This is a genomic window from Bradyrhizobium sp. CB2312 (assembly GCF_029714425.1).
Taxonomy (GTDB): Bacteria; Pseudomonadota; Alphaproteobacteria; order Rhizobiales; family Xanthobacteraceae; genus Bradyrhizobium.
Map to the genome: position 1 here is coordinate 4,661,576 of NZ_CP121668.1, position 23,392 is coordinate 4,684,967.

Annotated in this window: 21 protein-coding genes; 10 read left to right on the top strand and 11 right to left on the bottom strand. The window is 64.9% G+C overall.

Going from position 1 to position 23,392, the window contains the following annotated elements; translation table 11 throughout:
• Nucleotides 1-85 precede the first annotated feature (85 nt).
• Complete coding sequence (locus QA642_RS22955; protein ID WP_283086620.1) at nucleotides 86-1,060, top strand: alpha/beta hydrolase fold domain-containing protein; 975 nt, start codon at nucleotides 86-88, stop codon at nucleotides 1,058-1,060.
• A 120-nt stretch (nucleotides 1,061-1,180) separates the two neighbouring features.
• Here the strand turns inward: QA642_RS22955 and QA642_RS22960 are convergent, their stop codons facing one another.
• On the bottom strand, nucleotides 1,181-1,420 hold the full coding sequence (locus QA642_RS22960; RefSeq protein WP_027559556.1) for a hypothetical protein: 240 nt from the start codon (nucleotides 1,418-1,420) through the stop codon (nucleotides 1,181-1,183).
• A 447-nt stretch (nucleotides 1,421-1,867) separates the two neighbouring features.
• Between QA642_RS22960 and QA642_RS22965 the strand changes: the two genes are divergently transcribed.
• Nucleotides 1,868-2,839 carry an SDR family NAD(P)-dependent oxidoreductase gene (locus QA642_RS22965; RefSeq protein ID WP_283086621.1) on the top strand — a complete coding sequence of 324 codons (972 nt, stop codon included), beginning with the start codon at nucleotides 1,868-1,870 and terminating at the stop codon, nucleotides 2,837-2,839.
• A 275-nt stretch (nucleotides 2,840-3,114) separates the two neighbouring features.
• On the top strand, nucleotides 3,115-4,224 hold the full coding sequence (locus QA642_RS22970; RefSeq protein ID WP_283086622.1) for an alpha/beta hydrolase: 1,110 nt from the start codon (nucleotides 3,115-3,117) through the stop codon (nucleotides 4,222-4,224).
• 15 nt (nucleotides 4,225-4,239) lie between these two features.
• On the opposite strand, the gene QA642_RS22975 is transcribed toward QA642_RS22970, so the two are convergent.
• A complete protein-coding gene (locus QA642_RS22975) occupies nucleotides 4,240-4,746 on the bottom strand; it encodes a MarR family transcriptional regulator (RefSeq protein WP_283086623.1) in 507 nt (168 codons plus the stop codon).
• A 405-nt stretch (nucleotides 4,747-5,151) separates the two neighbouring features.
• On the opposite strand from QA642_RS22975, the gene QA642_RS22980 reads away from it, so the two are divergent.
• Nucleotides 5,152-6,708 (top strand): porin, encoded by a 1,557-nt coding sequence (locus QA642_RS22980; protein ID WP_283086624.1) that lies wholly within the window; start codon nucleotides 5,152-5,154, stop codon nucleotides 6,706-6,708.
• Between the two features lie 342 nt (nucleotides 6,709-7,050).
• Here the strand turns inward: QA642_RS22980 and QA642_RS22985 are convergent, their stop codons facing one another.
• The 3 genes from QA642_RS22985 to QA642_RS22995 all read right to left on the bottom strand — a co-directional run bounded on the left by QA642_RS22985 (nucleotide 7,051) and on the right by QA642_RS22995 (nucleotide 8,942).
• A complete protein-coding gene (locus QA642_RS22985) occupies nucleotides 7,051-7,530 on the bottom strand; it encodes a GcrA family cell cycle regulator (protein ID WP_283086625.1) in 480 nt (159 codons plus the stop codon).
• Nucleotides 7,531-7,602: 72 nt separating this feature from the next.
• Nucleotides 7,603-7,800 (bottom strand): hypothetical protein, encoded by a 198-nt coding sequence (locus QA642_RS22990; RefSeq protein ID WP_007603456.1) that lies wholly within the window; start codon nucleotides 7,798-7,800, stop codon nucleotides 7,603-7,605.
• Nucleotides 7,801-8,000: 200 nt separating this feature from the next.
• On the bottom strand, nucleotides 8,001-8,942 hold the full coding sequence (locus QA642_RS22995) for an acetamidase/formamidase family protein (protein ID WP_283086626.1): 942 nt from the start codon (nucleotides 8,940-8,942) through the stop codon (nucleotides 8,001-8,003).
• Nucleotides 8,943-9,174: 232 nt separating this feature from the next.
• Between QA642_RS22995 and QA642_RS23000 the strand changes: the two genes are divergently transcribed.
• The 3 genes from QA642_RS23000 to QA642_RS23010 are packed head-to-tail and all read left to right on the top strand — an operon-like array spanning nucleotide 9,175 to nucleotide 11,922.
• The gene (locus QA642_RS23000; protein ID WP_283086627.1) at nucleotides 9,175-9,891 is read left to right on the top strand and encodes a YdcF family protein; all 717 of its coding nucleotides are present in this window, start codon (nucleotides 9,175-9,177) and stop codon (nucleotides 9,889-9,891) included.
• A gap of 60 nt (nucleotides 9,892-9,951) precedes the next feature.
• Complete coding sequence (locus QA642_RS23005) at nucleotides 9,952-10,734, top strand: DUF169 domain-containing protein (RefSeq protein ID WP_283086628.1); 783 nt, start codon at nucleotides 9,952-9,954, stop codon at nucleotides 10,732-10,734.
• Nucleotides 10,735-10,743: 9 nt separating this feature from the next.
• Nucleotides 10,744-11,922, top strand: a complete 1,179-nt coding sequence (locus tag QA642_RS23010; protein WP_283086629.1) for a saccharopine dehydrogenase NADP-binding domain-containing protein — start codon at nucleotides 10,744-10,746, stop codon at nucleotides 11,920-11,922.
• Nucleotides 11,923-12,073: 151 nt separating this feature from the next.
• Here QA642_RS23010 and QA642_RS23015 read toward each other — a convergent pair whose 3' ends face one another.
• A complete protein-coding gene (locus QA642_RS23015) occupies nucleotides 12,074-13,270 on the bottom strand; it encodes an FAD-dependent monooxygenase (RefSeq protein ID WP_283086630.1) in 1,197 nt (398 codons plus the stop codon).
• A gap of 147 nt (nucleotides 13,271-13,417) precedes the next feature.
• Here QA642_RS23015 and QA642_RS23020 point away from each other — a divergent pair, with 147 nt between their 5' ends.
• On the top strand, nucleotides 13,418-13,891 hold the full coding sequence (locus tag QA642_RS23020; protein WP_283086956.1) for a MarR family transcriptional regulator: 474 nt from the start codon (nucleotides 13,418-13,420) through the stop codon (nucleotides 13,889-13,891).
• On the opposite strand, the gene QA642_RS23025 is transcribed toward QA642_RS23020, so the two are convergent.
• The 3 genes from QA642_RS23025 to QA642_RS23035 all read right to left on the bottom strand — a co-directional run bounded on the left by QA642_RS23025 (nucleotide 13,863) and on the right by QA642_RS23035 (nucleotide 18,084).
• On the bottom strand, nucleotides 13,863-15,116 hold the full coding sequence (locus QA642_RS23025) for an O-antigen ligase family protein (RefSeq protein WP_283086631.1): 1,254 nt from the start codon (nucleotides 15,114-15,116) through the stop codon (nucleotides 13,863-13,865). The two genes, QA642_RS23020 and QA642_RS23025, sit on opposite strands and share 29 nt — an antisense overlap.
• Nucleotides 15,117-15,283: 167 nt before the next feature.
• The gene (locus tag QA642_RS23030; RefSeq protein WP_283086632.1) at nucleotides 15,284-16,831 is read right to left on the bottom strand and encodes an undecaprenyl-phosphate glucose phosphotransferase; all 1,548 of its coding nucleotides are present in this window, start codon (nucleotides 16,829-16,831) and stop codon (nucleotides 15,284-15,286) included.
• A gap of 119 nt (nucleotides 16,832-16,950) precedes the next feature.
• A complete protein-coding gene (locus QA642_RS23035) occupies nucleotides 16,951-18,084 on the bottom strand; it encodes a glycosyltransferase family 4 protein (protein WP_283086633.1) in 1,134 nt (377 codons plus the stop codon).
• Nucleotides 18,085-18,285: 201 nt separating this feature from the next.
• Here QA642_RS23035 and QA642_RS23040 point away from each other — a divergent pair, with 201 nt between their 5' ends.
• Complete coding sequence (locus QA642_RS23040; RefSeq protein WP_283086634.1) at nucleotides 18,286-20,574, top strand: exopolysaccharide transport family protein; 2,289 nt, start codon at nucleotides 18,286-18,288, stop codon at nucleotides 20,572-20,574.
• 206 nt (nucleotides 20,575-20,780) lie between these two features.
• Here QA642_RS23040 and QA642_RS23045 read toward each other — a convergent pair whose 3' ends face one another.
• Nucleotides 20,781-21,962 carry a GNAT family N-acetyltransferase gene (locus tag QA642_RS23045; RefSeq protein WP_283086635.1) on the bottom strand — a complete coding sequence of 394 codons (1,182 nt, stop codon included), beginning with the start codon at nucleotides 21,960-21,962 and terminating at the stop codon, nucleotides 20,781-20,783.
• A gap of 129 nt (nucleotides 21,963-22,091) precedes the next feature.
• On the opposite strand from QA642_RS23045, the gene QA642_RS23050 reads away from it, so the two are divergent.
• Nucleotides 22,092-23,141 (top strand): polysaccharide deacetylase family protein, encoded by a 1,050-nt coding sequence (locus QA642_RS23050; RefSeq protein ID WP_283086636.1) that lies wholly within the window; start codon nucleotides 22,092-22,094, stop codon nucleotides 23,139-23,141.
• Here QA642_RS23050 and QA642_RS23055 read toward each other — a convergent pair.
• Nucleotides 23,125-23,346 carry a DUF2842 domain-containing protein gene (locus QA642_RS23055; RefSeq protein WP_283086637.1) on the bottom strand — a complete coding sequence of 74 codons (222 nt, stop codon included), beginning with the start codon at nucleotides 23,344-23,346 and terminating at the stop codon, nucleotides 23,125-23,127. The two genes, QA642_RS23050 and QA642_RS23055, sit on opposite strands and share 17 nt — an antisense overlap.
• Nucleotides 23,347-23,392: the final 46 nt, after the last annotated feature.

Below are 23,392 nucleotides of genomic sequence, written 5' to 3' on the forward strand. Positions count from 1 at the left end.
AATGCTCGCATTATAGCGGCAAGTGGCGGCGGGTCGGCAAGCCCCTTTGTCGCCGTTTCGAAAAGAGCCAGATGGGGATATGGCCATGAGCGTTGCCAGAATCGTGTCGGCCTTGCAGTTTTGCCCGGGCGGTTGCGTGTTCAGTCCACCGCCCCGGCGCGATCCCGCACCAAGTCTGCGAAGCCGCGTCTTCAACATGCTGCTGCGGCAGCTTCCCTACAAGAAGCAGCTCGCATCAGCCGAAGCCGTGCAGGCACAAGTGCAGAAGCTGGCATTGGAGCCGGCATCGTTCGAGCCGACGGGACTTGGCCGCGGCGTCGAGGCGACACTGACCAAGATGGGCGGCTGGCCGGTCTATTACACCGCGCCGTCTTCGGGGCATGAGGGCTGCAACTTCGTCATGTTCCTGCACGGCGGCGGCTACATCAACGAGATCGTGCCGGCGCATTGGCGCTTCATCGGCCAGATGACGCGCAAGGCGCGCGTCGTCTGCGTCGTGCCGATCTATCCGCTGGCGCCACGCGCCACCGCCAAGGACGTCGTGCCGGCGACGGCCGAGCTGCTGCGGATGCTGCTGGAGGATGCCGGACCGGCAAAGGTCACGGTCGTCGGCAATTCGGCCGGCGCGGGGCTCGCGCTCGCCGCGTGCCAATGGCTGCGCGATCGCGGCCATAGGCAGCCGAACCGGCTGATGCTGATCTCACCTGCGGCCGAGGCCTCGGTGAGGCGTCCCGAGCAGATCGAGATCGCGGCGCGCGATCCGATCCAGGACATTCCGGGGATCGTCGAAGCCGCGCGCCTCTATGCCGGCGAGCTCGATGTCGGCCATCCCTTCGTCAGCCCGCTGAACGGCGCCTTTCGCGCGCTTGCGCCGATGACGATCTTCTCGGGGACGCGCGATCTGCTCTATCCCGACAGCGTTGATCTCGCGGAGCGGGCGCGTGCGGTGGGCGTGCCGGTCGAACTGCATCTGCTCCGTGACCAGCCGCATAATTATGCGCTGATGCCGACGCCCGAAGGGCGGCGAGCGCGTGCGGTCATTTTGCGGGCTGTCGGTTGAGGGGAGGCGTGACCATTGTCACGCGAGGCGCCGTCTCGATCGGTCTGGCGCTGGCGGTGTCCGGGCGGAGGGCAAGGCAGCCCCCGGGCGTTTCCTCGATGGACGTAGTTTTGCGGGGCCTTAGGCGTGGCCCTTGATCTCGTAATGGCCCGGCACGCATTTGTAGCGCTCGAGACGCCAATTGGCATGATAGATCGGATGCTCGCCCATCCATTTCGCCAAGGGGGCCTGTGCGCCGACCGCGCACTGCATCATCGACATCTCGGGCGTCATGTTGCTGTCGGTCACGATTTCTTCGACGCAGCCGCCTGTGGCGGATGCACCAAGCCGGCAGAGCACGGCAACGACGGTCACGAACATTCCTGTCACCTCATCGGTAGTTTCTGACCACGAAGAGGATGCAAGCGGAGTGCCAGAGCCTGTGACACAAACAACACGCTGGCCTGGACGACTCGACCCAGCGTCCTGATTCCATTTGACGATTCGGATTGTAAAAAAATTGCCCCTAAACCGAAGCCGGACAAATACGGGGAACCGGCGGGAGCAATCGCCTGTGGCGGCCGCGCCACAGCGGGGCCAGTGGTCTCGATGCGTGCTCAGCCGGCAGCTTGCGGGTCGTGCCGAGATCGTGACGTCTCGGATTCGCGCGGAATAGTCCGCGCGTCGAAATAAAAGGCAATGTTTGCACGGCGCGCCGTGTCGATCCGCTTTTGCGCGCGGAAGCGGCGCTGCTACATTTTGCGCGCGCCGCGGTCAGTGGCGCTAGCTCTGAAGAAACAGACCGACAAAGGGAGGGGCCGAAGTCCCATGAAGGATTTTGCAGGAAAGATCGCCGTCATCACCGGCGGCGGGACGGGGATGGGACGCGAGCTTGCCAGGCAGCTCGTTGCCGAGGGCTGCAATGTCGCGATGTGCGACGTCTCGGAAGCGGCGATGGCCGAGACCAGGCGGCTCTGCGAGGTCGAGAAGCTGCCGCAGGGACTGCGCATCACGACGCATGTCGCTGACGTCGCGATCGAGGATCATCTGAAGCGGTTTCGCGACGAGCTCGCCGAGCAGCAGCAGACGGACCGTATCCATCTTCTGTTCAACAATGCCGGCATCGGTGGCGGCGGCAGCTTGTTCACCAACACGCGCGAGCAGTGGGAGCGCACCTTCAACATCTGCTGGGGCGGCGTCTATCTCGGCGTGCGCACATTCCTGCCGATGCTGGTCGCGGCGGACGAGGCCCACATCGTCAACACCGCGAGCGTCAACGGCTTCTGGGCCTCGATCGGCATGAACCAGGCCCACACCGCCTACAGCTCGGCCAAGTTCGCAGTGAAGGGATTTACCGAAGCGCTGATCAACGACCTGCGCCTGCATGCGCCGCACGTCAAATGCTCGGTGGTGATGCCCGGCCACATCGGCACCTCGATCGTCTCCAATTCGCGCAAGGTGCAGAGCAATGACGGCTCCGACCGCCTCAACGCCGACGAAGTCGCGCTGACCCGCAAGCGCATGGTCGCGGCCGGCGTGCCGGATGCCGACAAGATGTCGGACGAGGATATCCAGGCCGTGTTCGCCGAGCGCGCCCGCAGCTTCCTCGAGGACGCGCCGACGACCGCCGCGCAGGCCGCGAAGATCATCCTCGACGGGGTGAAGAGGGAGCAATGGCGTATTCTTGTGGGCGAGGATGCAAAGCGCCTTGACGAGCGCGTCCGCGCTACGCCGGAGCAAGCGTATGACCGTGCCTTCTACGAAAGTCTCACGCAGGAGGTCGGCTGGCGTCTCGGCTGAAGCTGCCCGGCTGACATCGTCAACGATGGCGCGCGGATGTATGTATGATGCGCGTCATGGCAAGAGGTGGACCGGTGATTTCATGTGCCACCTCCTGCCAATGTTTGCCGCCTTATGACGAATGGGAATGTCACGCATGCGACACCGCTGGCCATCAAGCATCGTTCAAGCGATGGTGATGTTAAACGGGTCTCATTCGGCGCACGGCGGCTTGGTCAGGGAACCAAAATAGTTTAGTGAATGAGGGGTAACGCGACGATAGAGCGTAGCTCCCGATGATACCCGCATGCCTCTCCGACGACTGGACCCTTTGCCCGGAGCGAGAGGACATCTCCGCTGAATTCACGCGGCTCCTCACCGCGGCCCAGGAGGGCGGCGCCACGATCGCAGAGTGTCTGATGATCGCACGGCAGCTCAAGCGGGGCGACGAGCAATCCTGGCATCGCGAGTGGAAGAAGCTCGCGCAAGTGAACCGTCAACGTGCCGAAGCCGCGTTCGCGGAAGGCCACATGGCGACGGCGCAGCGCAACTGGCTGCGTGCGATGAATTACTATGGTGCAGCGGCGATGCCGCTGGACCAGGCCGACGAGCGCCGCTGGGTCGCGGTGCTGGCGATGCAGGAATGCGCCCGTCGCTATCTCACGGCGCGCCGCCCGACGGGCGAGGTCGTGACGATTCCCTGGGTCGAGGATCATCCGTTGCAGGGGTACTTCCTGCCCGCGACGGCGGCAGGCGGGCGGGCTCCGACCGTGATCTGCATCGGCGAGCCCGGCCACCGCAAGGAAGAGTTCCTGTTCAAGCTCGCGCCGCATGCGCGCGAGCGCGGTTTCTCGATGCTGGCGCTCGATCTGTTCGGCGACCAGCGCGACGATTATCTCGACGTGCTGTTGCGGCGGCGGGATCTCGAGAGTGCGATTCCGGGCGTCATGGACTATCTGGAGACCCGCCGCGACGTCGATTTCGATCGCGTTGCGATCGTCGCCGATGGCTGGGGCTCTTCCTTCGTTGCGCGCGCGGTGTTGCAGGAGCCGCGGCTTGCCGCCGCCGTCTGCGACGGCGGCCTGTGGGACCTGCACGAGCGGGCCTTCTTCGCCAGCCGGTTTGCGATGAGCGACGTCAGCATCGTCCCGGTGCCGCATGCGCCGCTGATGGCCTCCAGCGCCGATTGTCCGGTGCTGATCACGCTGGGCGAGGACGGCTGGCTCAAAGCCGATCGGGCCCGTCAGATCGTGCAGACCTCCCGGCTCGGCAGCTCGGATGTCATGCTCAAGGTGTTCACCGCGGCGGAGACCGGCGCAGCGCAGGCGCATGCGGACAATCCGAGTCTTGCCAACGAATACATCTTCGACTGGCTCGAATCGCGGCTCGGCGCCGCGCGCATCTAGCGGCGGCAGTTCGCCTCAGAAGTCGAGGCTGAGACGGACGCAGGCCTTCTCCAGGCGGGTCTTCAGCGTGGCGAGCTTGGCGGTGAATTCGGTCAGCTCGTTCTCGTCGAACTCCTGGAAGACGAATTCCTTGATGGTCTTGTACTGGTCGTTGAGGCTCGCCAGGTGCTTCTGAGTCTTCTCGGTCAGGGAGAGGCGGACCACCCTCGCGTCGGTCGGGGAGGGACGACGGCGCAGCAGGCCCTTCTTCTCGAGCAGCTTGGACTGGGTGGTGACGAAGGACGGATCGACGTGGAGCAGCTTGGAGACCACGTTGACCGGGATGCCATCGTCCTTGTCGAGGTCGGAGATCGCCATCAGGATCAGCCATTGCGGGCCGCTGATGCCGAGCGTTCTGGCCCAGAACTGACGCAGCTCCTCCAGATACATGTTGATCGACGATATCTCCCAGGTGAAGCGCCGGATGATATCGAGATTTCCGATGGAGCGCAGGCGCGCTCCTTCCTTCCTCGTTGCGGACACAGCGTCACTCCCGTGATCTGATTCTTCTGGCTGGTGTCGTGGAAGGCCATAGTCCACGCAAGCCTGCTCTGACGCAAGTGCAGAGCAGGGTAATTTTGTCACTAAAATTACAAAGATGATCGACTCAGCAGATCGGCCGACCCTGGTGTTGCCCGCGGGGCACAGGTTTAGTGAAACAACTAAGCTGAGCAGATAAACTATTTTGATTAGCGGAACGGCGCAGGCATATTGCTCGTGACGGTGGGGGGTACTCGATCGTCCCGTTGCAGGTGGTTCGCTCACGTCCCTCGCGTCGAATGCGGGTGTGTCCGAAAGCGCGAAGCGGCCGAGCGGATTTGAAGAGATGGGGATCTGGGGGGCCTCACGGTCCGGTCTCCGTAAAATGAGCAACTTGGAGGTTTTTAAATGAAAGTGGTGAAGAGCCTTTTGCTCGGCACTGCGGCGGGTCTGATCGCCGTTGGTGGAGCTCAGGCGGCTGATCTTCCGCTCAAGGCCAAGGCGGTCGAGTACGTGAAGGTCTGCTCGCTCTACGGCGCGGGTTTCTACTACATCCCGGGCAGCGACACCTGCATCAAGCTGGGCGGCTATCTGCGTGCCGAAGTGGCGCTCAACGCCGGCGGCAACTACAACGCTTCCTACAACAACGTCTTCGCGGCCAACAACCGCCTGACGAACTACTACTCGATGCGCGCTCGTGAAGATCTCAACATCGACACGCGCACCGCGACCGAGTACGGCGTGGTCCGCACCTATTTCGACGCGGTGTTCACCTGGACGACCGGCAACTATGTCGGCACCGGCAGCGCCACCGGCGGCACGCAGTACAGCGGCACGCTCGGCCTCAACGCTGCGGGCACGGGTCTCGTTGGCTCGACCAGCGGCGCGGTCAACGGCACCGACGGCGGGATCTCGGGCGGTGCGCTCGGCGTCTACTACGCCTTCATCCAGTTCGCCGGCTTCACCTTGGGTAAGGCGGTCTCGCAGTTCGACGCGCCCTGGATCAACTATCCCGGCAACAACTTCGACCAGCTCGTCGGCGGCAGCGGCACCACCAACGGCGTCGTTCAGGCCACCTACACGGCCGATTTCGGCCAGGGCGTGACGGCTGCGTTCTCCTTGCAGGACCAGACGCAGGTCTTCCAGACCAACATCTGGAACACTGCCGGCATGAGCACCACCGGTGTCCTCGGCGGCGCCTATGGCTCGAACAACCTCGGCGGCACCAGGGCGCCCGACATCGTCGGCATGGTCCGCGTCGACCAGGCCTGGGGTCTGTTCCAGGCGTCGGTCGCCGCGCACGACAACCACGCCGCCTACTACGGTGCGACCGAAATCACCGGTCACCCCGAAGACAAGTGGGGCTGGGCCGTTCAGCTCGCCTTGCAGATCAAGAACATCCCGACTGGCGCCGGCGACGTGATCAACATCTCGGGCGTCTACACCGACGGTGCGAGCCGCTACAACTTCCAGGAGCTGGCCGCGACCAGCTACTCGATGTTCGGCAGCTCGAACGCGGCCTTTCAGAGCATCGGCTTTGCCGGCGTCTCTGACGCCGTGTTCGCCCCCGGTGGCGGCATGGAACTGACCAAGACTTACGGCTTCCGTGGTGCCTACACCCACAACTGGAGCCCGTTCTGGAACACGGCGCTGTACGGCGCCTGGGCTGCGGTCAACTACACCGGCACGGCCAAGGGCCTGATCTGCGGCAGCGCCGCGTTCGCAACCCTGACCGGCACCTGCAACCCGGACTTCAACATCGGCCAGGTGGGTGTCATCACCCGCTGGACGCCGGTGAAGAACCTGACCTTCTCGGCCGACTTCACCTACAGCCATCTCGACCAGAAGTACTCGGGCACGATCACGACCGGTGCTCTGACGAACGTCGCCAAGCCGGCGGCCACCTACGAGCTGAAGGACCAGGACACCTACAGCCTGCTGCTGCGCGCCCAGCGCAACTGGTAAGCTCGAGATCTGTCTGATCTGACCTTAGCCCCGGCGGGAAACCGCCGGGGCTTTTTGCGAGAGGAGCCTTCCGCCAGGGACGGCTTTCGGAAAATCCGGCAGCCTCTGCAAGCCACGAAGACGAGCCATGCGATTCGATCGTCTTCAAACTTATTTACTTACCTGAGTTAATCAGCTATATTCTCTTTAGCCGATTACGAAAGTCACGGCTCTTAGCTTCACGCTAAGCCTCCAGAGACCTCCGGTGATGCCCCGCCGGAGGTTTTTCGTTTTTGGGGAAAGCGTTTTCGAGCGAAATCGATACCGGTTCGCGCCAGGAAAACGCGCCAACCAACCAACTAGCTAGCCGCGCATTATGCGGGCACGCGAATTCGGCCGGTAGGCGAGGCGGCTGTGGCCGGCGCAATAGGGCTGGCCGTCTGGCGCGGCGTTGCCGCAGAAGCAGAAATCCTCTTCGCCCGGCGTCGAGATCGGCCAGCGGCAGCGGTTCTCGGACAGCTCCAGCAGCGAGCAACGATTGGCGTCGTCGATCGGTCCGGCGACCACGGACGCGTCGGTCTCGCCGTAGATCGTGGCGAGCATCTCGTATTGCAGGCGTGGTACGGCGCGTGTCGCGCGGGCCGGCGGCGCAAGGCTGCGCTCGAGCCTGCGGTCTTCGACCGCGCGGCTGCGCGTCAGATTGAGTCGGGACAGCTTGCCGATGACGGCATTGCGGCTGACGCCGATATCGGCCGCGATCTCGCGGCAGGAGAGGCCGGCCTCGAAATGCTGCTTCAGAAGTTCAATTCGTTCGTCAGTCCAAGTTGGTGAGAGAACAGGCATTGTAACGGTCCCAGGTTGCAGATGTCGGCCATCCGCATCGCAAGATCCGTCCGCATCACGTCCGGCGCGCGCTCACGTCCTGCCATTGTCGCGAATCGACAAAAGCCCGTCCTTGATGGCGAGACGGATGCCTTCCTCGATCAAGGTACGTGCGACGCCGGGAACGCTGGTGCCATGGGTGCCCTGTCTCACCAGTTTCTCCAGGTAGGTGATGGTCGAGAGCGCCAAGGTTACGGGAATGCGGTCAGTCTCGGCTTTTTCGGTGGCCATGGCCGAACGCTAGCCTCTTACTCGGGTACATAAAAGTAACGATTAAGACTCTATTTAGGTTCGGGGGTGGAAGTCAAATGCGCGTTGAGTTCGTTGATCAGCCCGTTGGAATCGCACATGAAATTAGGTGCGACTCAGCGTGCCGCCCCGGAAGGGCGGGCGCGGAGTGGCATTGGCAGGTCAGGGAAGGCGGGCTCGGCTCAGCCGCGCACGATCGCCTTTTCGATCATGCAATGGATGCCTTTGGCGCCGTTGACGGTCTGGGTCACCCTGAGATCGGCCGCCAGGCTGCACAGCGTGTAGGCATCCTCGCGCGACAGGTTTCGCACCTCGCCGAGCAGCACGATCATGTCGCGCAGCGCGCGCACCGCGCACTGGTCGAGGTCGGGGTCCATCGCCATGGTGATGTAGTGCGTCGCCGTCTCGGCGCGGGGATAGTCGAACCTGAGATCCTTGCGCAGCGTCAGCCGAAAGCGGCCCTGGAGCCCGGTCTCGATCGCGGTGACGCAGACCTCGCCGTCGCCCTGCACGCCATGGCCGTCGCCGCAGGAGAACAGCGCGCCCGGCACGAACACCGGCAGGTAGAGTGTCGCTCCCGCCCCCAGCTCCTTGTTGTCGAGATTGCCGCCCATCGCACGCGGGACCAGCGAGGAGATGCGGCCCCAGGCCGGCGGCGGCGATACGCCCATCACGCCGAAGAACGGTTTGAGGGGCAGGTCGAGGCCCCACGGCATGCGGCCGACCATCCGCGTCTGGTCCAGCGGGATGTTGAGGAGGCGCGTTTCGTGGAAATCGTCGGGCAGGGTGCCCGACAGCGGCTTGATCATGTTCCAGCCCCAGTCCTGTCGGAGCCGGACGTCGAGGATCTCGACCGCGAGCACGTCGCCGGGCTCGGCGCCCTCGACCGCGATCGGGCCGGTGAGGATGTGGCCGGGCAGCATGCGCTCGTTCTTGGCATGAACCTCGTGCATCTCCGGCGGAATGTGAAACTTGTTGCGGTCGGGCAGCACGTCGGGGCCGCCGCTGATGGTGTCGACCGTCACCTCGTCGCCGCTCGCGATGGTGAGGACGGGCCTGAGGGCGGCTTCGAAGAAGCCCCAATGGCAGGTCTCGGGGCTTGAATGCAGGTGATGATGGGTCATTTGCCGCGTCCGTCCGGTTTCATCAGGTCTCGTCATGAGAACCTGCTGTGCCCGGGCTTGACCCGGCGATCGATCCTCTTTCAAGAAGATTTCTGAAGAAGGATGGGCCGGTCAAGCCCGGCATGATCATTCCAGCGAGGCTCCCCTGTATTTCGTTCTTTCCAAGACGCTCGGCACCGCGCTGCTGCCTGTCAATCTGCTGCTCGAGCTCGGAATCCTGTCTCTGCTGCTGATGGTGACGCGCTTTGCATCGCTCGGCCGCAAGTTGGCCGCGACCACGCTGGTCCTGTTGGCCGTGGTTGCGTTTTCGCCGTTCGGCAATTTCTTGCTGTATCCGCTGGAATCGCGGTTTCCGGCGTGGGACTCCTCGCGCGGCGCGCCGGATGGCATCATCGTGCTCGGCGGCTCCGTCGATACCGATTTGTCGGAGGCGCACCGCACGCCGGTGGTCTCGCACGCGGCCGATCGCTTCTTTGCGCCGGCCGAGCTCGCTCGCCGTTATCCGAATGCGCGCGTCGTCTTCACCGGAGGCTCGGCGAACCTGATCTCGACCGAGGCCAAGGAGGCCGACTATTCCGTGCCGATCCTGGAGAGCATCGGCATAGCGAAGGAGCGGCTGATCGTCGAGCGCGAGTCCCGCAACACCTGGGAGAACGCGATCCTCACGAAGCAGCTGGTGATGCCGAAGCCGGGCGAGCGGTGGCTCCTGGTAACGTCGGCCTTCCACATGCCGCGCGCGATGGGGGTGTTCCGCAAAGCCGGATTTGACGTCGAGGCCTACCCTGTCGACTGGCGGATGGGCGGGCGCGACGCGCTTTTCGCCTTCACCCGCAACGGAGCGGAAGGCCTCAGCAAGACCGACGTTGCCATGCGCGAATGGATCGGCCTTTTGGCGTACCGCGTCACGGGACGGACCGGCGAGTTGCTTCCGGGACCGGCCACGGACTAGAACGGGGGCTGCAAAACAAGAACACAGCACCGGCGCGCGATCGCCGGCCCGGAGGATGCCATGCCGCAGCAGAGCGCAGACAGGATCGATCTTGCCGGCCTCGTCGCCGATCTCAACAGCCTGTTGCGGCTGAAGACGACGGTGATCGGCATGAAGCTATTCGCGCATGTCGCGGAGATGGAGGCGATCCCGAAAATCCGGCGGCCGAACGCGATCCACACCACCGACCAGATCGTCAGCATGGCTGCGCGTCTGGGCTGGACCGTCGGCATCACGGGCGAAGATCTGGTCGGCGAGCAGTGCCGCGCGGTGATCGGCCTCGCGCCCCAGGACGAAAAATGGCTCGCCGGCGAAAACTATGTCGGCGTCTGGCACGGCACGGCGGAAGATGCGCGCAAGCGCCAGGAGGCGCTCGACGTCGTGCCGTTTGGGCGCTACCAGGCGCTCGCGGTCAGTCCGCTCCAGAGCGGCCGGCTCGATCCGCCCGACATCTGCCTCGTCTACGCGACACCCGGGCAGATGATCATCCTGATCAACGGGCTGCAATATACCGGCTACAGGAAATTCGAATGGGGCGTGGTCGGCGAAACCGCTTGCGCGGATTCCTGGGGGCGGGCGCTCAAGACCGGCGAGCCCAGCCTGTCCTTGCCATGCTATGCCGAACGGCGCTATGGCGGCGTGCCGGACGAGGAGATGCTGATGGCGCTGAAGCCAGCGCATCTTGCCAAGGCAATCGAGGGCATGAAGGCGCTGGCCAAGAACGGCCTGCGCTATCCGATCCCGCCCTATGGTATTCAAAGCGACGTCCGTGCCGGCATGGGCGTGAGTTACGCGAAAAAGTGAGGGACGACCATGAGCACAGCGAAATTCGACATCGTCGTCTACGGTGCGACCGGTTTCACCGGCCAACTCGTCGCCGAATATCTGACTCAGCATTACAAGGGCGACCACACGCTCAAATGGGCGATGGCAGGCCGTAGCCTCGGCAAGCTCAAGTCGGTGCGCGACGCGATCGGCGCGCCCGGGAATACGCCGCTGATTGTCGCGGATGCGTCGGACGCGGCCTCGCTGAAGGCGATGGCGGAGCAGACGATGTCGGTGATCACCACCGTCGGCCCGTATCAGCTCTATGGCGAGGAACTGCTCGCGGCCTGCGTCGCCACCGGCACCGACTATTTCGATCTCTGCGGCGAACCGATCTGGATGCGGCAGATGATCGACAAGTACGAGGCGGCGGCCAAAGAGAGCGGCGCGCGCATCGTATTCTCCTGCGGTTTCGATTCCGTGCCGTTCGAGCTCGGCACGTTCTTCGTGCAGGAAGAGGCGAGGCGCGTGTTCGGCGCTCCGGCCTCGCGTGTGAAGGGCCGCGTGCGCGACATGCGCGGCACGCTCTCGGGCGGCACCGCGGCGAGCGCGAAGGCGACCTTCGATGCGGTCGCAAAGGACATCAGCCTGATCGCGATCCTGAACGATCCGTTCGCGTTGACGCCTGATTTCACCGGCCCGAAGCAGCCGAAGGGCAACAGGTCGCTGCTCGAGGAGGACCTGCAATCCTGGGCCGCGCCGTTCATGATGGCGCTGATCAACACGCGCAACGTCCACCGCTCCAACATGCTGATGGGCTTCCCCTACGGCCAGGACTTCGTCTACGACGAGATGGTCCTGACCGGTCCTGGCGAGAAAGGCGAGGCCAACGCCAAACGCGTGATGGCGGCCAACGCCGAGAAGACCGGCCCGAACGCGCCGAAGCCGGGCGAGGGACCATCGAAGGAAGAGCGCGAGAACGGGCTCTTCAATCTGCTCTATGTCGCGATCGCGCCGGACGGCCGTCAGGTCCGTGCCGGCGTCACCGGCGACCGCGATCCCGGCTATGGCTCGACCTCGAAGATGATCTCGGAATGCGCGATCTGCATGCTGCGCGATGCGACTGATGTCGCCGCCGGTTTCTGGACGCCGGGCGCAGCGATGCAGCACAAGCTGATCAAGCGACTGGTCGATCACGCCGGTCTGAGGTTTGAGGTGGAAGAGTAGGCGCTTTCTTCGCCTTCCCCGCTTGCGGGGAGAGGCCGACGCGCGGCGGGTGAGGGGGACTCTCCGCGAGTCCAATTCTCACCGTTTTTGCGGAAGCAGCCCCTCACCCCAGCCCTCTCCCCGTAAGAACGGGGAGAGGGGGAAGAGGAAGCTACACCGCCCGCGCGTCATATGCATACATGAAGTCCATGCTCTTGGCGCCGAGCGGCAGCAGCCACTTCATCATCTGATTGCGCATCCACGCGCCGGTGGCGCTGAACTCGCGCTTGCTGTTGCCGTTGCGGCGGGCCATGGCAACGATCTTCTCCGCGCGGGGGCGGCGCTCGGCCTCGAAGGCCTGGAAGGTGGCGCCGAGCTCCTGGCCGTCCTGCATCAGGCGTGCGAGCCTCATCGCATCCTCGAGCGCGAGCGAGGCGCCCTGGCCGGCATGGGGGCTGGTCGCATGCGCGGCGTCGCCGATCAGCAGCGAGCGCTTGCGCGACCAGGTCGGCAGGGTCGCGACGTCAAGCGTATCGGTGACCACGATAGTCTCGGCCGCTTCGATGATGTCGGGGATCGGATCGTGCCAGCCGCCGTGGAAGCCGCGCAGATGCTGCTTCAGCGTCGCCTGGTCGAGCGCGCGGAACATCGCGGCGTCCATGCCGTGGGCGGGCTGCGTGCTCCACCACATCACGCCGTCATTCGGATCCGGACTGCAATAGCCGTAGCCGAAGAACCCGCTCTGGCCGAACGTCGTCTCGACGTGCCGGCCGATCCGCCGGCCGTCGAGCACGGCGTGCGGCACGAAGCCGCCAAAGCCGATCAGGCCGGTGTTGAATGGTTGCGGCCCGTCCGGCACCACCTGGCGCCGGGTGATGGAATGCACGCCGTCGGCGCCGATCAGGAAGTCGGCCTCGGCGGTGGTGCCGTCGGCGAAATAGGCGATAACAGGCTGGTCGCCGCGATCCTCGATCTTGATCAGACGCTTCTCGAAATAAAGCGAGACGCAAGAGCACCAGGCCTTGTCGATCAGCATCTCGTTCAGCGTGGCGCGGCAGACATTGACCGCCGGCTGGCCGAAGCGCCGTTCCATGTCGCGATTGATCGAGCCGAGCCGCTCGCCGCCTTGCGAGTAGAAGTCGAAGGACTCCGCGACCGAGCCGCGGCTGACCAGCTCGTTCGCAAGGCCGATCTCGTCCATGACGTGCATGCCGTTCGGCGCGATCTGAAGACCGCCGCCGATGCCTTTCGAATAGGGCCAGGCCTCGTAGATCGAGGATTCGATGCCGGCGCGGCGGAGCAGGATCGCGGCGACGGGCCCGGCGATGCCGGCGCCGATGATCAGGGCCTTGCGTGGACGGCTGGACATGGCTTGCTCCCGACGTTGCCGTGGTGCTAGGAGAAATTAAGGTCACTAAATCTCTTAGTGACTAAGATATATATCGACTAAGATACGAGGCCGGCCTTGTCAAGGACGAAAGCGCGCGCGGCATTGTTGCAGGAGCTCGAGGAGATGATGCGCAGATCGTCCGCGCAGGGCGTGCTCTATGGCCAGACCGTTGCGAACGTTGCCGGAATTGCCAATTCCGACCTCGAATGCATGGACATTCTGTATCTGGAGGGCCGCGTCACCGCAGGGCGGCTTGCCGAGGTGACGGGCCTGACCACGGGCGCGATCACCGGCGTGGTCGACCGACTCGAGAAGGCTGGCCTTGTGCGCCGCGAGCGGGACGAGAACGACCGGCGCAAGGTCTTCATTTCGGTCGTGCCGGAGACCGGGGCGAAGATCGGCGAGCTCTATGTGCCGTTGCAGCAGGCCATGGAGAAAGTCTTCAGCGCCTATTCCGATGAGGAGCTGCGTCTGCTGCTGCGCTTTGCAAATGAGGGCTACAAGGGTGTGCTCGCGGCGACCGCTGCATTGAAAGGCCTGCTCGACACGCCGCCGGAAAAGCGGCCCGAGCTCAAGCTGAAGAAGGGTCCTCGTCCCTAGTCTTGTACGCCTGCGCGGCCGCGATCATGCCCCACATCGCGCCCAGCATCATCCAGAAATGCCGCCAGTGGTCGGTGTCGATGACGAAGCTCTCGCCGACAGTGCCGACGAAGGCGGAGAAGATCGCAAGATAAGCGCGCTGCCAGGGCACGCGGACGAAGATGTGGCGGAAGCCCATGATGACGGTGGTGAAGACCAGGGCGGGATAGCACACGCCGGAGAGCCAGCCGCCCGACATGAAGGCGTTGAGATAGGAGTTGTGGGTGTCCTCGGGAAAGAAGCGGTGGAATTGCAGCGGGCCGATGCCGAGCGGCAGGTCGAGTGCCATCTCCGCGCCGAGGATGTGCCGGCCGAACCTGCCGAAGCGGCCTTCGTCATAGCTCTGGTCGAAGCTGGCGCGCTGCTTGAACATCTCGGCGATGGGGTCGAATGACAAGAGCACCGCGATCAGCGCGAGGCCCAGCACCGCGGCGACGATCGCCATGACGACGATGCGCGAGCGCTGCGCGTTGGTGCGGCTGGTCAGGACCATCAGCGCCAGCATGAAGGCGGAGGTCAGCACCAGCCCGCCCCAGGCGGCGCGGGAGAAGGCAAGCAGGATCGCCAGCGACATGATGCCGAAGGCGATGACGTTCCGGAGCGCCTTGGCCAGCTTGTCGGAGACCACGCACTGGAGCGCGAACAGTGCCGGCAAGATCAGGAACGCGCCGAGCACATTCGGGTCCTTGAACGTGCCGCGCGCGCGTCCGTAGAGCGTGAGGAGATCGTCGCCGCCCGGAACCAGGTGGAAATAGCCGGCGATCGCCGCGAGCGAGGCGACCATCGCGCCGACCACGAGGCCGCGCCGCAACATGTCGAGCCGGGCCGCGGTGTCCTCCGAGGTGACCATCGCAAAGAACACCACGGTGACCGCCATGTACCAGGAGGTGGCGATCCAGCTCACCACCTCGCTCTGCTCGAACAGCGGGATTGCGCTGATGGTGTAGCCGACATTGAGCAGGACGAGCATCAGCGCCAGCGGCATCAGGACGAGCTTCAGCCGCAAGCCGGTGGCGAAGAAGGTGACGGTGGCGAGCAGCGTCGCGATCTCGTAGGGGCTCGGCTCGATGAAGACGATCGCGCCGGAGGCGCCGACCAGCCACACCAGCGCGCGCTGGAGCGCCAGCACGCCGGGCGCAGCCGGCGCGGCTGCGTTCACTCCACCGGCTGTCGCCGCATACGCCATCACACGCTCAGGCTACTTGTACGCCACAAATACCGCTGTCATCGCCCGGCTTGACCGGGCGATCCAGTACTCAGAGGCAGCGAGGTTCAGCCCCGGCGTCTCGGCGTACTGGATGCCCCGCCCCAGTGCGCAACTGCGCACAAGGCGGGCATGACGAGAAACTCAACTCAATACGCGTTCTCGTTCTTGGTCAGCAGCGAGATCGGCGTCTTCAGCAGAATGTAGAGGTCGAGCAGCACCGACCAGTTCTCGATGTAATAAAGGTCGAACTCGACGCGCTTCTGGATCTTCTCTTCGTTGTCGATCTCGCCGCGCCAGCCGTTGATCTGGGCCCAGCCGGTGATGCCGGGCTTGACGCGGTGACGGGCGAAATAGCCGTCGACGGCTTCGTCGAACAGGCGGCTCTGGAGCTTGCCCTGGACCGCATGCGGGCGCGGACCGACCAGCGAGAGGTTGCCGGAGAACACCACGTTGAAGAGCTGCGGCAGCTCGTCGAGGCTGGTCTTGCGGATGAAGCGGCCGACGCGGGTGACGCGCGGGTCGTTCTTGGTCACGACCTTCGAGGCGGTCGGGTCGGCCTGATGGTGGTACATCGAGCGGAACTTGTAGACGTCGATGCGCTCGTTGTTGAAGCCGAAGCGCTTCTGGCGGAATAGCACCGGGCCGGGACTGTCGAGCTTCACCGCCAGCGCCACCAGTCCCATCACCGGCAGGGCCGCGAGCAGCGCAAGGCCGCCGACAACGCGGTCGAACAGCCATTTCATCACCAGATCCCAGTCGGTGATCGGCGCCTCGAACACGTCCAGCGTCGGCACCTCGCCGAGATAGGAATAGGAGCGGGGCCGGAAACGCAGCTTGTTGGTGTGCGCGGAGAGGCGGATGTCGACCGGCAGAACCCAGAGCTTCTTCAGCATCTCCAGGATGCGGGTCTCGGCCGAGATCGGCAGCGCGAACAGCACGAGATCGACGCGGGTGCGGCGCGCGAACTCGACGATGTCGTCGACCTTGCCGAGCTTGCGGGCGCCGGCGCAGGTGTCGAGCGCACGGCTGTCGTTGCGGTCGTCGAACACGCCGAGCACGTGGATGTCGGAGTCGTCCTGCGCGTTCAGCGCCTCGACCAGCTCCTCGCCGTTGCGGTCGGAGCCGACGATGATGGTGCGGCGGTCGAGGCGACCCTGACGGGCCCAGTTGCGCACCAGCGAGCGCAGCACGAGGCGTTCGCCGATCAGCACGCCAAGACCGAGAAAGAAGAAGGCGGCGAGCCAGAGCCGCGACGTGTCGCTGCCGAATTTGGCGAAGAAGGAGACGCCGATGAACAGCAGGAAGACGAACGACCAGGACGAGATCATCCGCGTCATCTGCCGCAGATGGCCGCGGAACAGCTGCACCTGGTACATGTCGGCGGCCTGGAAGCAGACCACGGCGGCCACTGCGACGGCGACGATCTGCGCAGGATAGACCCAGCTGAAGCCGGACAGCGGCATGACATAGCCGACATAGAGTGCGGCGCCGACGAGGCTCAGCAGCGTGAAGTCGGCCGCGCGCACGAAGCCTGTGATCACGATCGGCGAATAGGCGCGTGCGACCTTCTGGTTGACGACATCGAGCGCGGCTGGCGAGAGCCGGCGGCGTCGTTCGACGAAGGGCTTGTCAACCGGGCCGGCCGCAGCGCTGGTCGCGGCATCGAGCATCGAGCGTGCGTTGAGCGGTTCCACGGGCGTCCACGTCCATTCCAAAACCCCGCGGGCAGCGACTTTGCGCCCCGGGTCAGCATCCCCTGGCACGTCGATTATCGAACAAATCGGAAGATTTTCTAAAGCGACCCGAACAGTGGTTAATGATTGGCAAATGCGTCGCGATAGCCCGCGAGCACGCCATCGACCATCGCCTGCTGCGAGAAATGCGCGGAGATGCGCTCGCGCAAAGAGGACGAACGCCGCGCTGTGCCTTGCGGATCGTCGAGCGCGGCAGCAATTGCTTCCGCCATCGCTTCGGCGTTGCTCGGCGCGAACAGCGCCGGACTGTCGGCACCAAAGATCTCGGGGATGCCGCCGACCCGGGCGGCGATCATGGGAATGCCGGCCGCTCCCGCTTCGATCACGACATAAGGCATGGAATCGCCGCGCGAAGGCACTATCAGCAGCCGGCCCTTGGAGAAGCCGTAGCGCGCTTTGACGTGGCCGATGAAGCGGATGGCACCGGCGAGGCCGAGCTTCTCGACCTGCGCTTTCAAGGCCGCCGTTTCCTCGCCATCGCCGCCGAGCGTCAGTGTGACCTTCCTGCCGTTTGCGTGAAGGCGCGCCACCGCATCGACCAGCAGATCCGCGCCCTTGATGCGCCTGAACTCGCCGACATAGGCGAGATCGGTGGCATCCTCCGCGGTGATAACAGGCTCGAACTCCTCCGGAGTCACGCCGTTGAAGACGCAGTGCACCACGCCCTTCGGCGTGCCGACGATGCGCTGATAGGTGTTGCGGGCAAAGGCGCTCTCGAACAGGAACAGGTCCGTCGCATCCATCAGCGTGCGTTCCAGCCGTGCGTAGAATTCGCCCTTGAACGTGTGGAGAGGGTAATGCAGCGAGCCGCCATGCGGGGTGTAGATGCGAATGGTGTCGTCGGAGCGTCGCCGCATGCGGACAAAGGCGCCGGCCTTGGCGCCGTGGCCATGCATGACGTCGGGCTTGAGCGTGGCGATCAGGCGGCGCATCTGAAGCCACACCAAGAAATCATCCGGCGAGGGTTCGCGGCGAATCGCAAGGCGGTGCACGCCGAGCTTCAGTCGCGGCGCGAGTTCGACGAGTGCCTTGTCGGCGCGCTCGCCGCCGGTGAGGCTGTCGGCGAGAATGCCGACATGATGGCCGCGGTCGACCTGGCCGTTGGCGAGGTCGAGGATATGGCGGAAGATGCCGCCGACGGGCGCGCGTACGGCGTGCAGGATGCGGAGCGGCCGGTCGGGAGAGGGGGGCATGATCAGAACCAGCGCTCGAAGGCGATGCTCGAACAATTCTCGAAATATCGAGATGGATTAAGAGCCCTCGTGGTTAACAAACGGTGTCGGGCGCAAGTCCGCCCGATCGCAGCGTCGCGCGATTAACCCAGCGGCAACCTTAATGGAGTGTAATCGCCATGGTTGAGGTGGAGTCGCAGCATTGCCCTGCGGGAGTGTTCGATGCGTTTAGCGTTCTGGCGTGCCGGCAAGGACAAGGCTGTGGTCGCGCGGGCTGTCTCGAAGTCCAAGGCTGAATCTAAGGCTGAAGCCAAGGTGGTCGAAGCCGCACCCGAGGTTGATGCCACCAGGATCGAAGCAAAGCCTGCACCCGTCGCCCCGAAGCAGGTCCCGGTCGAATCCGGTGACATCGATCTGCACGCGCTTGGCGCGGCGCTGGCGCGCAAGCGCGGCTGGATCATCGTGCCGACGGTGCTCGCGCTCGTCGCCTCCATCGCCGCCGTCAATCTCGTCACGCCGCGCTACAAGTCCGAGGCGCGCATCCTGATCGATGGCCGCGAGAACGTATTCCTGCGGCCGAACAGCGACCGCACCGAGGAGCGGCAGGCGCTCGACGCCGAAGCCGTCACCAGCCAGGTGCAGCTGGTGCTGTCGCGCGATCTCGCGCGTGAGATCATCAAGAAGAACAAGCTTGCCGAACGGCCCGAATTCGATCCGGTGCTGCAAGGCATTTCGCCGCTGAAGTCGCTGGCGGCGCTGGTCGGCATCGGCCGCGATCCGTTCTCGATGACGCCGGAAGAGCGCGTGCTCGACGCCTATTACGAGCGCCTCCAGGCCTACGCCGTCGACAAGTCGCGCGTGATCGTGGTCGAATTCCAGTCCGCCGATCCGGATCTTGCCGCGCGCGTCGCCAACTCGATCGCCGACGGCTATCTCGTGCTGCAGCAGGATGCGCGCCAGGATCAAGCCAAGAACGCCAGCCAGTGGTACGCCGGCAGGATCGACGAGCTCAGGCGGAACGTCTCCGAGGCCGAAGCCAAGGCCGAGGATTTTCGCTCCAAGTCGAGCCTGTTCGTCGGCACCAACAACACCACACTGTCGAACCAGCAGATGGGCGAGGTCAACACCCAGCTCAACAATGCGCGCGCCTTGAAGGCCGATGCCGAAGCCAAGGCGCGCCTGATCCGCGAGATGCTCCAGAGCGGCAAGCCGATCGAGGCCTCCGAGGTGCTGAACTCGGAATCGATTCGTGGGCCATCCCAGCAGCGGGTGCAGCTGCGGGCGCAATTGGCCGAGCAATCCTCGACGCTGCTCGGCAATCATCCGCGCATCAAGGAGCTGAAGGCGCAGCTTGCCGATCTCGACAACCAGATCCGCGACGAGGCCGCCAAGATCGCCCGCTCGCTGGAAAACGATGCGCGCTTCGCCAGCGGCCGCGTGCAGGAACTGTCGGCGAGCCTCGAGCAGCTCAAGAAGCAGGCGACCTCGACCAACGGTCAGGACGTGCAGCTGCGTGCGCTCGAGCGCGAGGCCAAGGCGCAGCGCGACCTGCTCGAGACCTATCTCGCCAAATACCGCGAGGCCAACACCCGCGAAACCATCGACACCGCGCCGACCGACGGCCGCATCATCTCGCGGGCCATCGTGTCGAACACGCCGGCCTATCCGAAGAAGCTGCCGATCGTGCTGATCGCGACGATCGCGACCTTGCTGCTCTCGTCCGGCGTCGTCGTCACCGGCGAGCTGTTGCGCCAGACCGCGCCCCGCGCAGTGGCGGCGATCGTCTCGGCACCGGCGCCGGTGCGCCAGGAGCGGGTGGTCGAGCCGGTCGTCGAACCGCTCGTCGATCCGGTCATGACGGAGCCCGCGCCGCTCCAGCCGGAGATGACCGCCAATGCCGACGTCAGCGAGTTCGCCGAGATCGAGCATCTGGCGGACCGCCTGCGTGCCGCTGGCGCAGCGGCCAGGAAGATCACGGTGCTCGGCACTGCGCCGGGCGAAGTCATCACGCTGTCGACGTTGACGCTCGCCCGGCATCTGGCGCGCGACGCGCGCGTCGTCGTGGTCGATCTCGCCGGGTCGTCGTTGACCATCGCAGCCGTGTCCGTCGATACCACAGCGCCTGGCCTTGCCGAGCTGATACAGGGCGAGGCTTCGTTCGCGCAAGTCATCACCCGCGACAAGCTCTCGCGGCTGCACCTGGTCATGGCCGGCCGCCCTGGCTTCGACCGCAGCCTGCTGCAATCGCCGCGGGTGACACTCGCGGTCGACGCGCTGCTCCGTGCCTACGACCACGTGCTGCTGGACGCGGGCAGCGCTTCGGACTTGCCTGCCGAACTGCTGACGGCGCATGCCCGCGCCGTCGTGGTGCCCGATGCCGCGATGGCGCAGGATGCCCGCATGTCGATGTGCGAGCAGCTCAGAGCCGTCGGCTTCAGCGAGGTGACGATGCTGAGCAGGCCGGTGCAGCCGTCAAACGCACTGGAAGCCCCGCGCGTCGTGGCGGCGTGACGTTCTTACCCTCTCGCCTTGTGGGAGAGGGTGGCTTCGCGAAAGCGAAGCCGGGTGAGGGGTCTCTCTCCTCACGAACAGTCTAGCGAGTGGAGAGATACCCCTCATCCGGCGCCATAGCCGAAGCTCCGCTTCGGCGTTCTTAAGAACGGCGGCCGAAGGCCGCCTATGCCACCTTCTCTCCACAAGGGGAGAAGGGAAGAGAACTACCCGAACGCCTGCCGCAGCCGCCGGGCCAGATCGAACAGCATCTGGTTCTGCTTCACCAGCCGCTTGCCGCGGCTGAGCGACGACATCGCCATCGCCGCGAGCTTGCCGCGCGAGGTCAGGGGGATGAAACTGTCAAAGATGTCCTCGTCGTCCTTGCAGAACATCCGCTTGTAGTCGTCCGAGCCGATGCCGAGATCGAGCGAACGGAAGCCGCGCTCGGCTGAGCGGTCGATGATGTAACGCATCAGGATCAGCCCGGGGCTGTAGCGGGCGTGCTCGGACATGGTGTAGGTGTTGAACATCATCGAGAAGCGCTGGCCATCGGCGACACCGGCGAAGATCGCGATCACCTCGTCGTCGCATTCGAGCGCGTGGATGTCGATGACGCGGCCGTCGCCGCGCGGGGCGAGGCACGCGCTGCGGATGAAGGCTTCGACGCCGGGCTCGGCGAAGACGTTCGGCAGCTTCTGCTCGGCCATCCGCGCCGGCTTGACGCGGAAGAACCAGTCGAGCAGGCGGGTGACGTCCGCATCCGTGGTGGCGAGATGATAGCGGTAGCCGGCGAGCGTCTGGAGCTTCTTCTCCTTGCTCTTGAGGCGGCGGCGGAAGGAGTTGCTGATCCGCGATGCGGGCGGTCCGCCGGGCTCCATCACCAGCAGCGGGCAGCCGTTGATCGCGCTCTGCCGCGGCAGAGCCGCAAACGGGTTCTGCTGGTCGTTCCAGCGCAGCGGCTGCTGCGTCAGCGAGAGCACGTCGACATGATTGCGCAGCGACGCAAGCAGCGTGTCGAGATCGGCGCTGGTGGTCTGCGCAGCGAACTCGGCGTTCCACAGGCCCATGTTGAAGGTCGTATGCTTGCCGCCCATGAAGCAGGCTGTGCGCACGCCGTGCCCCTGACGCAGTGAAAGCGGCAACAGCAGAAGCGGCTGGCGCTCGGCGTCGCGGGCAATGACGATGAACGGGTGGGCGCCGTCGCAGCCGCCGACCAGCCGCTGCCAGGGGCCGAGCAGGTCGAAGCGCTGGTAGGGCGTGAAGAGGTGGTCGCTCTCCTCGAACGCGCGCCAAGCTGTTTCGGCCTCGGCCAGATCCGTGACGATATCGACATGCGCGATACGGCTCGCTTTCGACCGCGCTGGCGCTTCTGCCGTCCGGCTTTGCATCGCCGCAGCCATGGTCATTCGCGAAACCTGTCGAGAAACGAAAAAATGCGTAATTCGGCCTGTGGCCGACCTTTACAAAGAAACGTCAACAAAGGGTAATGACAATGGGCGAGGGAACGGGGCGCCGGCGAACGCGAAGGTGGGATATTGGCATCGGACGACAGATGGCTGGAGCGGCTGCGCCTCGAGCTGGCCTGGTTCACCGGCCAGGCTGCGCTGCGCAGCCGCGGCGCCGGCGCCATCCTGCGTTTTTCGCGCGTGCGGCCGCGGCGGCGCGGCGGATTCCAGCCGCTGAGACATGACGAGATCACGCCGCAATTCCTCGACCGCGCCATTGGCGCGCTGAAGCGGTGGCGATATGACTTCCTCGGCATGGACGAGGTTTGCCGCCGCGCGGTGACGTTGCGGGAGAAGCATCGCTTCGTGGCGCTCACCTTCGACGGCGCGCCTAAGGACCTCATCAGCTTCGCCTATCCGGTGCTGGCGCGCCACGCCGTCCCGTTCACCGTCTACGTTCCCACCGCCCTTCCCGACGGCGTCGGAGAAGCCTGGTGGCTCGGCCTCGAGCAGGTGATCGCGCGCGAAAGCCGCATCAGCCTGATGATGGGCGAGAAGGAGCAGCGTTTCACCGTCACGGGAAATGCCGAGAAGCGGGCACTGTTTTCGCATCTCGAAGGCTGGCTGCGTTCGCTGCCGCCGGCGGAGCTGTCTGTGGCGATGGCCGATCTCTGCATGCGCTACCGGATCGATCTTGCCGCGCTCTCGCGCGAAGCGTCGATGGACTGGGCGGATCTGGCGAAGCTGGCTGCCGATCCGCTGGTGACGATCGGCAGCGCGACCGTGAACTATCCCGTTCTCGCCAACATGAAGGATGCGGCCGCGCTGCGCGAGATGACGATGGGCAAGGCCGTCGCGGAAGCCGCCTTCCACCGCGACGTCAGGCATCTCGCTTTTCCGTTCGGCGACCGCACGTCGTTCCGGCGCAGTCACGTCGTGATGGCGGAGCAGGCCGGCTTTGCCAGCGCAGTATCGACGATCCCGGGCATCGTCGATGCGGAGGGCCGCACCAATCTGCGCGCGCTGCCACGGATTTCCTGGGACGGGCGCGTGCGCTCGCTGCGCATGTTGCGCGTGCTGATGTCGGGTGTCGCCTTTGCGCCGGTGAAGCCGACGGGCAGCGTCACGAGCTCGGCTTGACCCGGTCGGGCCGCTGCATCCAGCTCACGATCGGCATTGCCGGCAGCACCCAGCCCATGCCGACCACCACGTAGTAGATGGCCTGCCGCCAGCCGGATTCGGCGATCCACGGCATCTGCGCGAAGGCCATGCCGAGCAGGGCCCAGACGGTGGCCAGCACCAGGAGCAGGATGGCGCCGAGGAACTTGCGGGTGCGGATCGTCATGGCGGAATGCTGCGGCTTTCGCGTAACTTGCGCTGCGGGAGCGGGG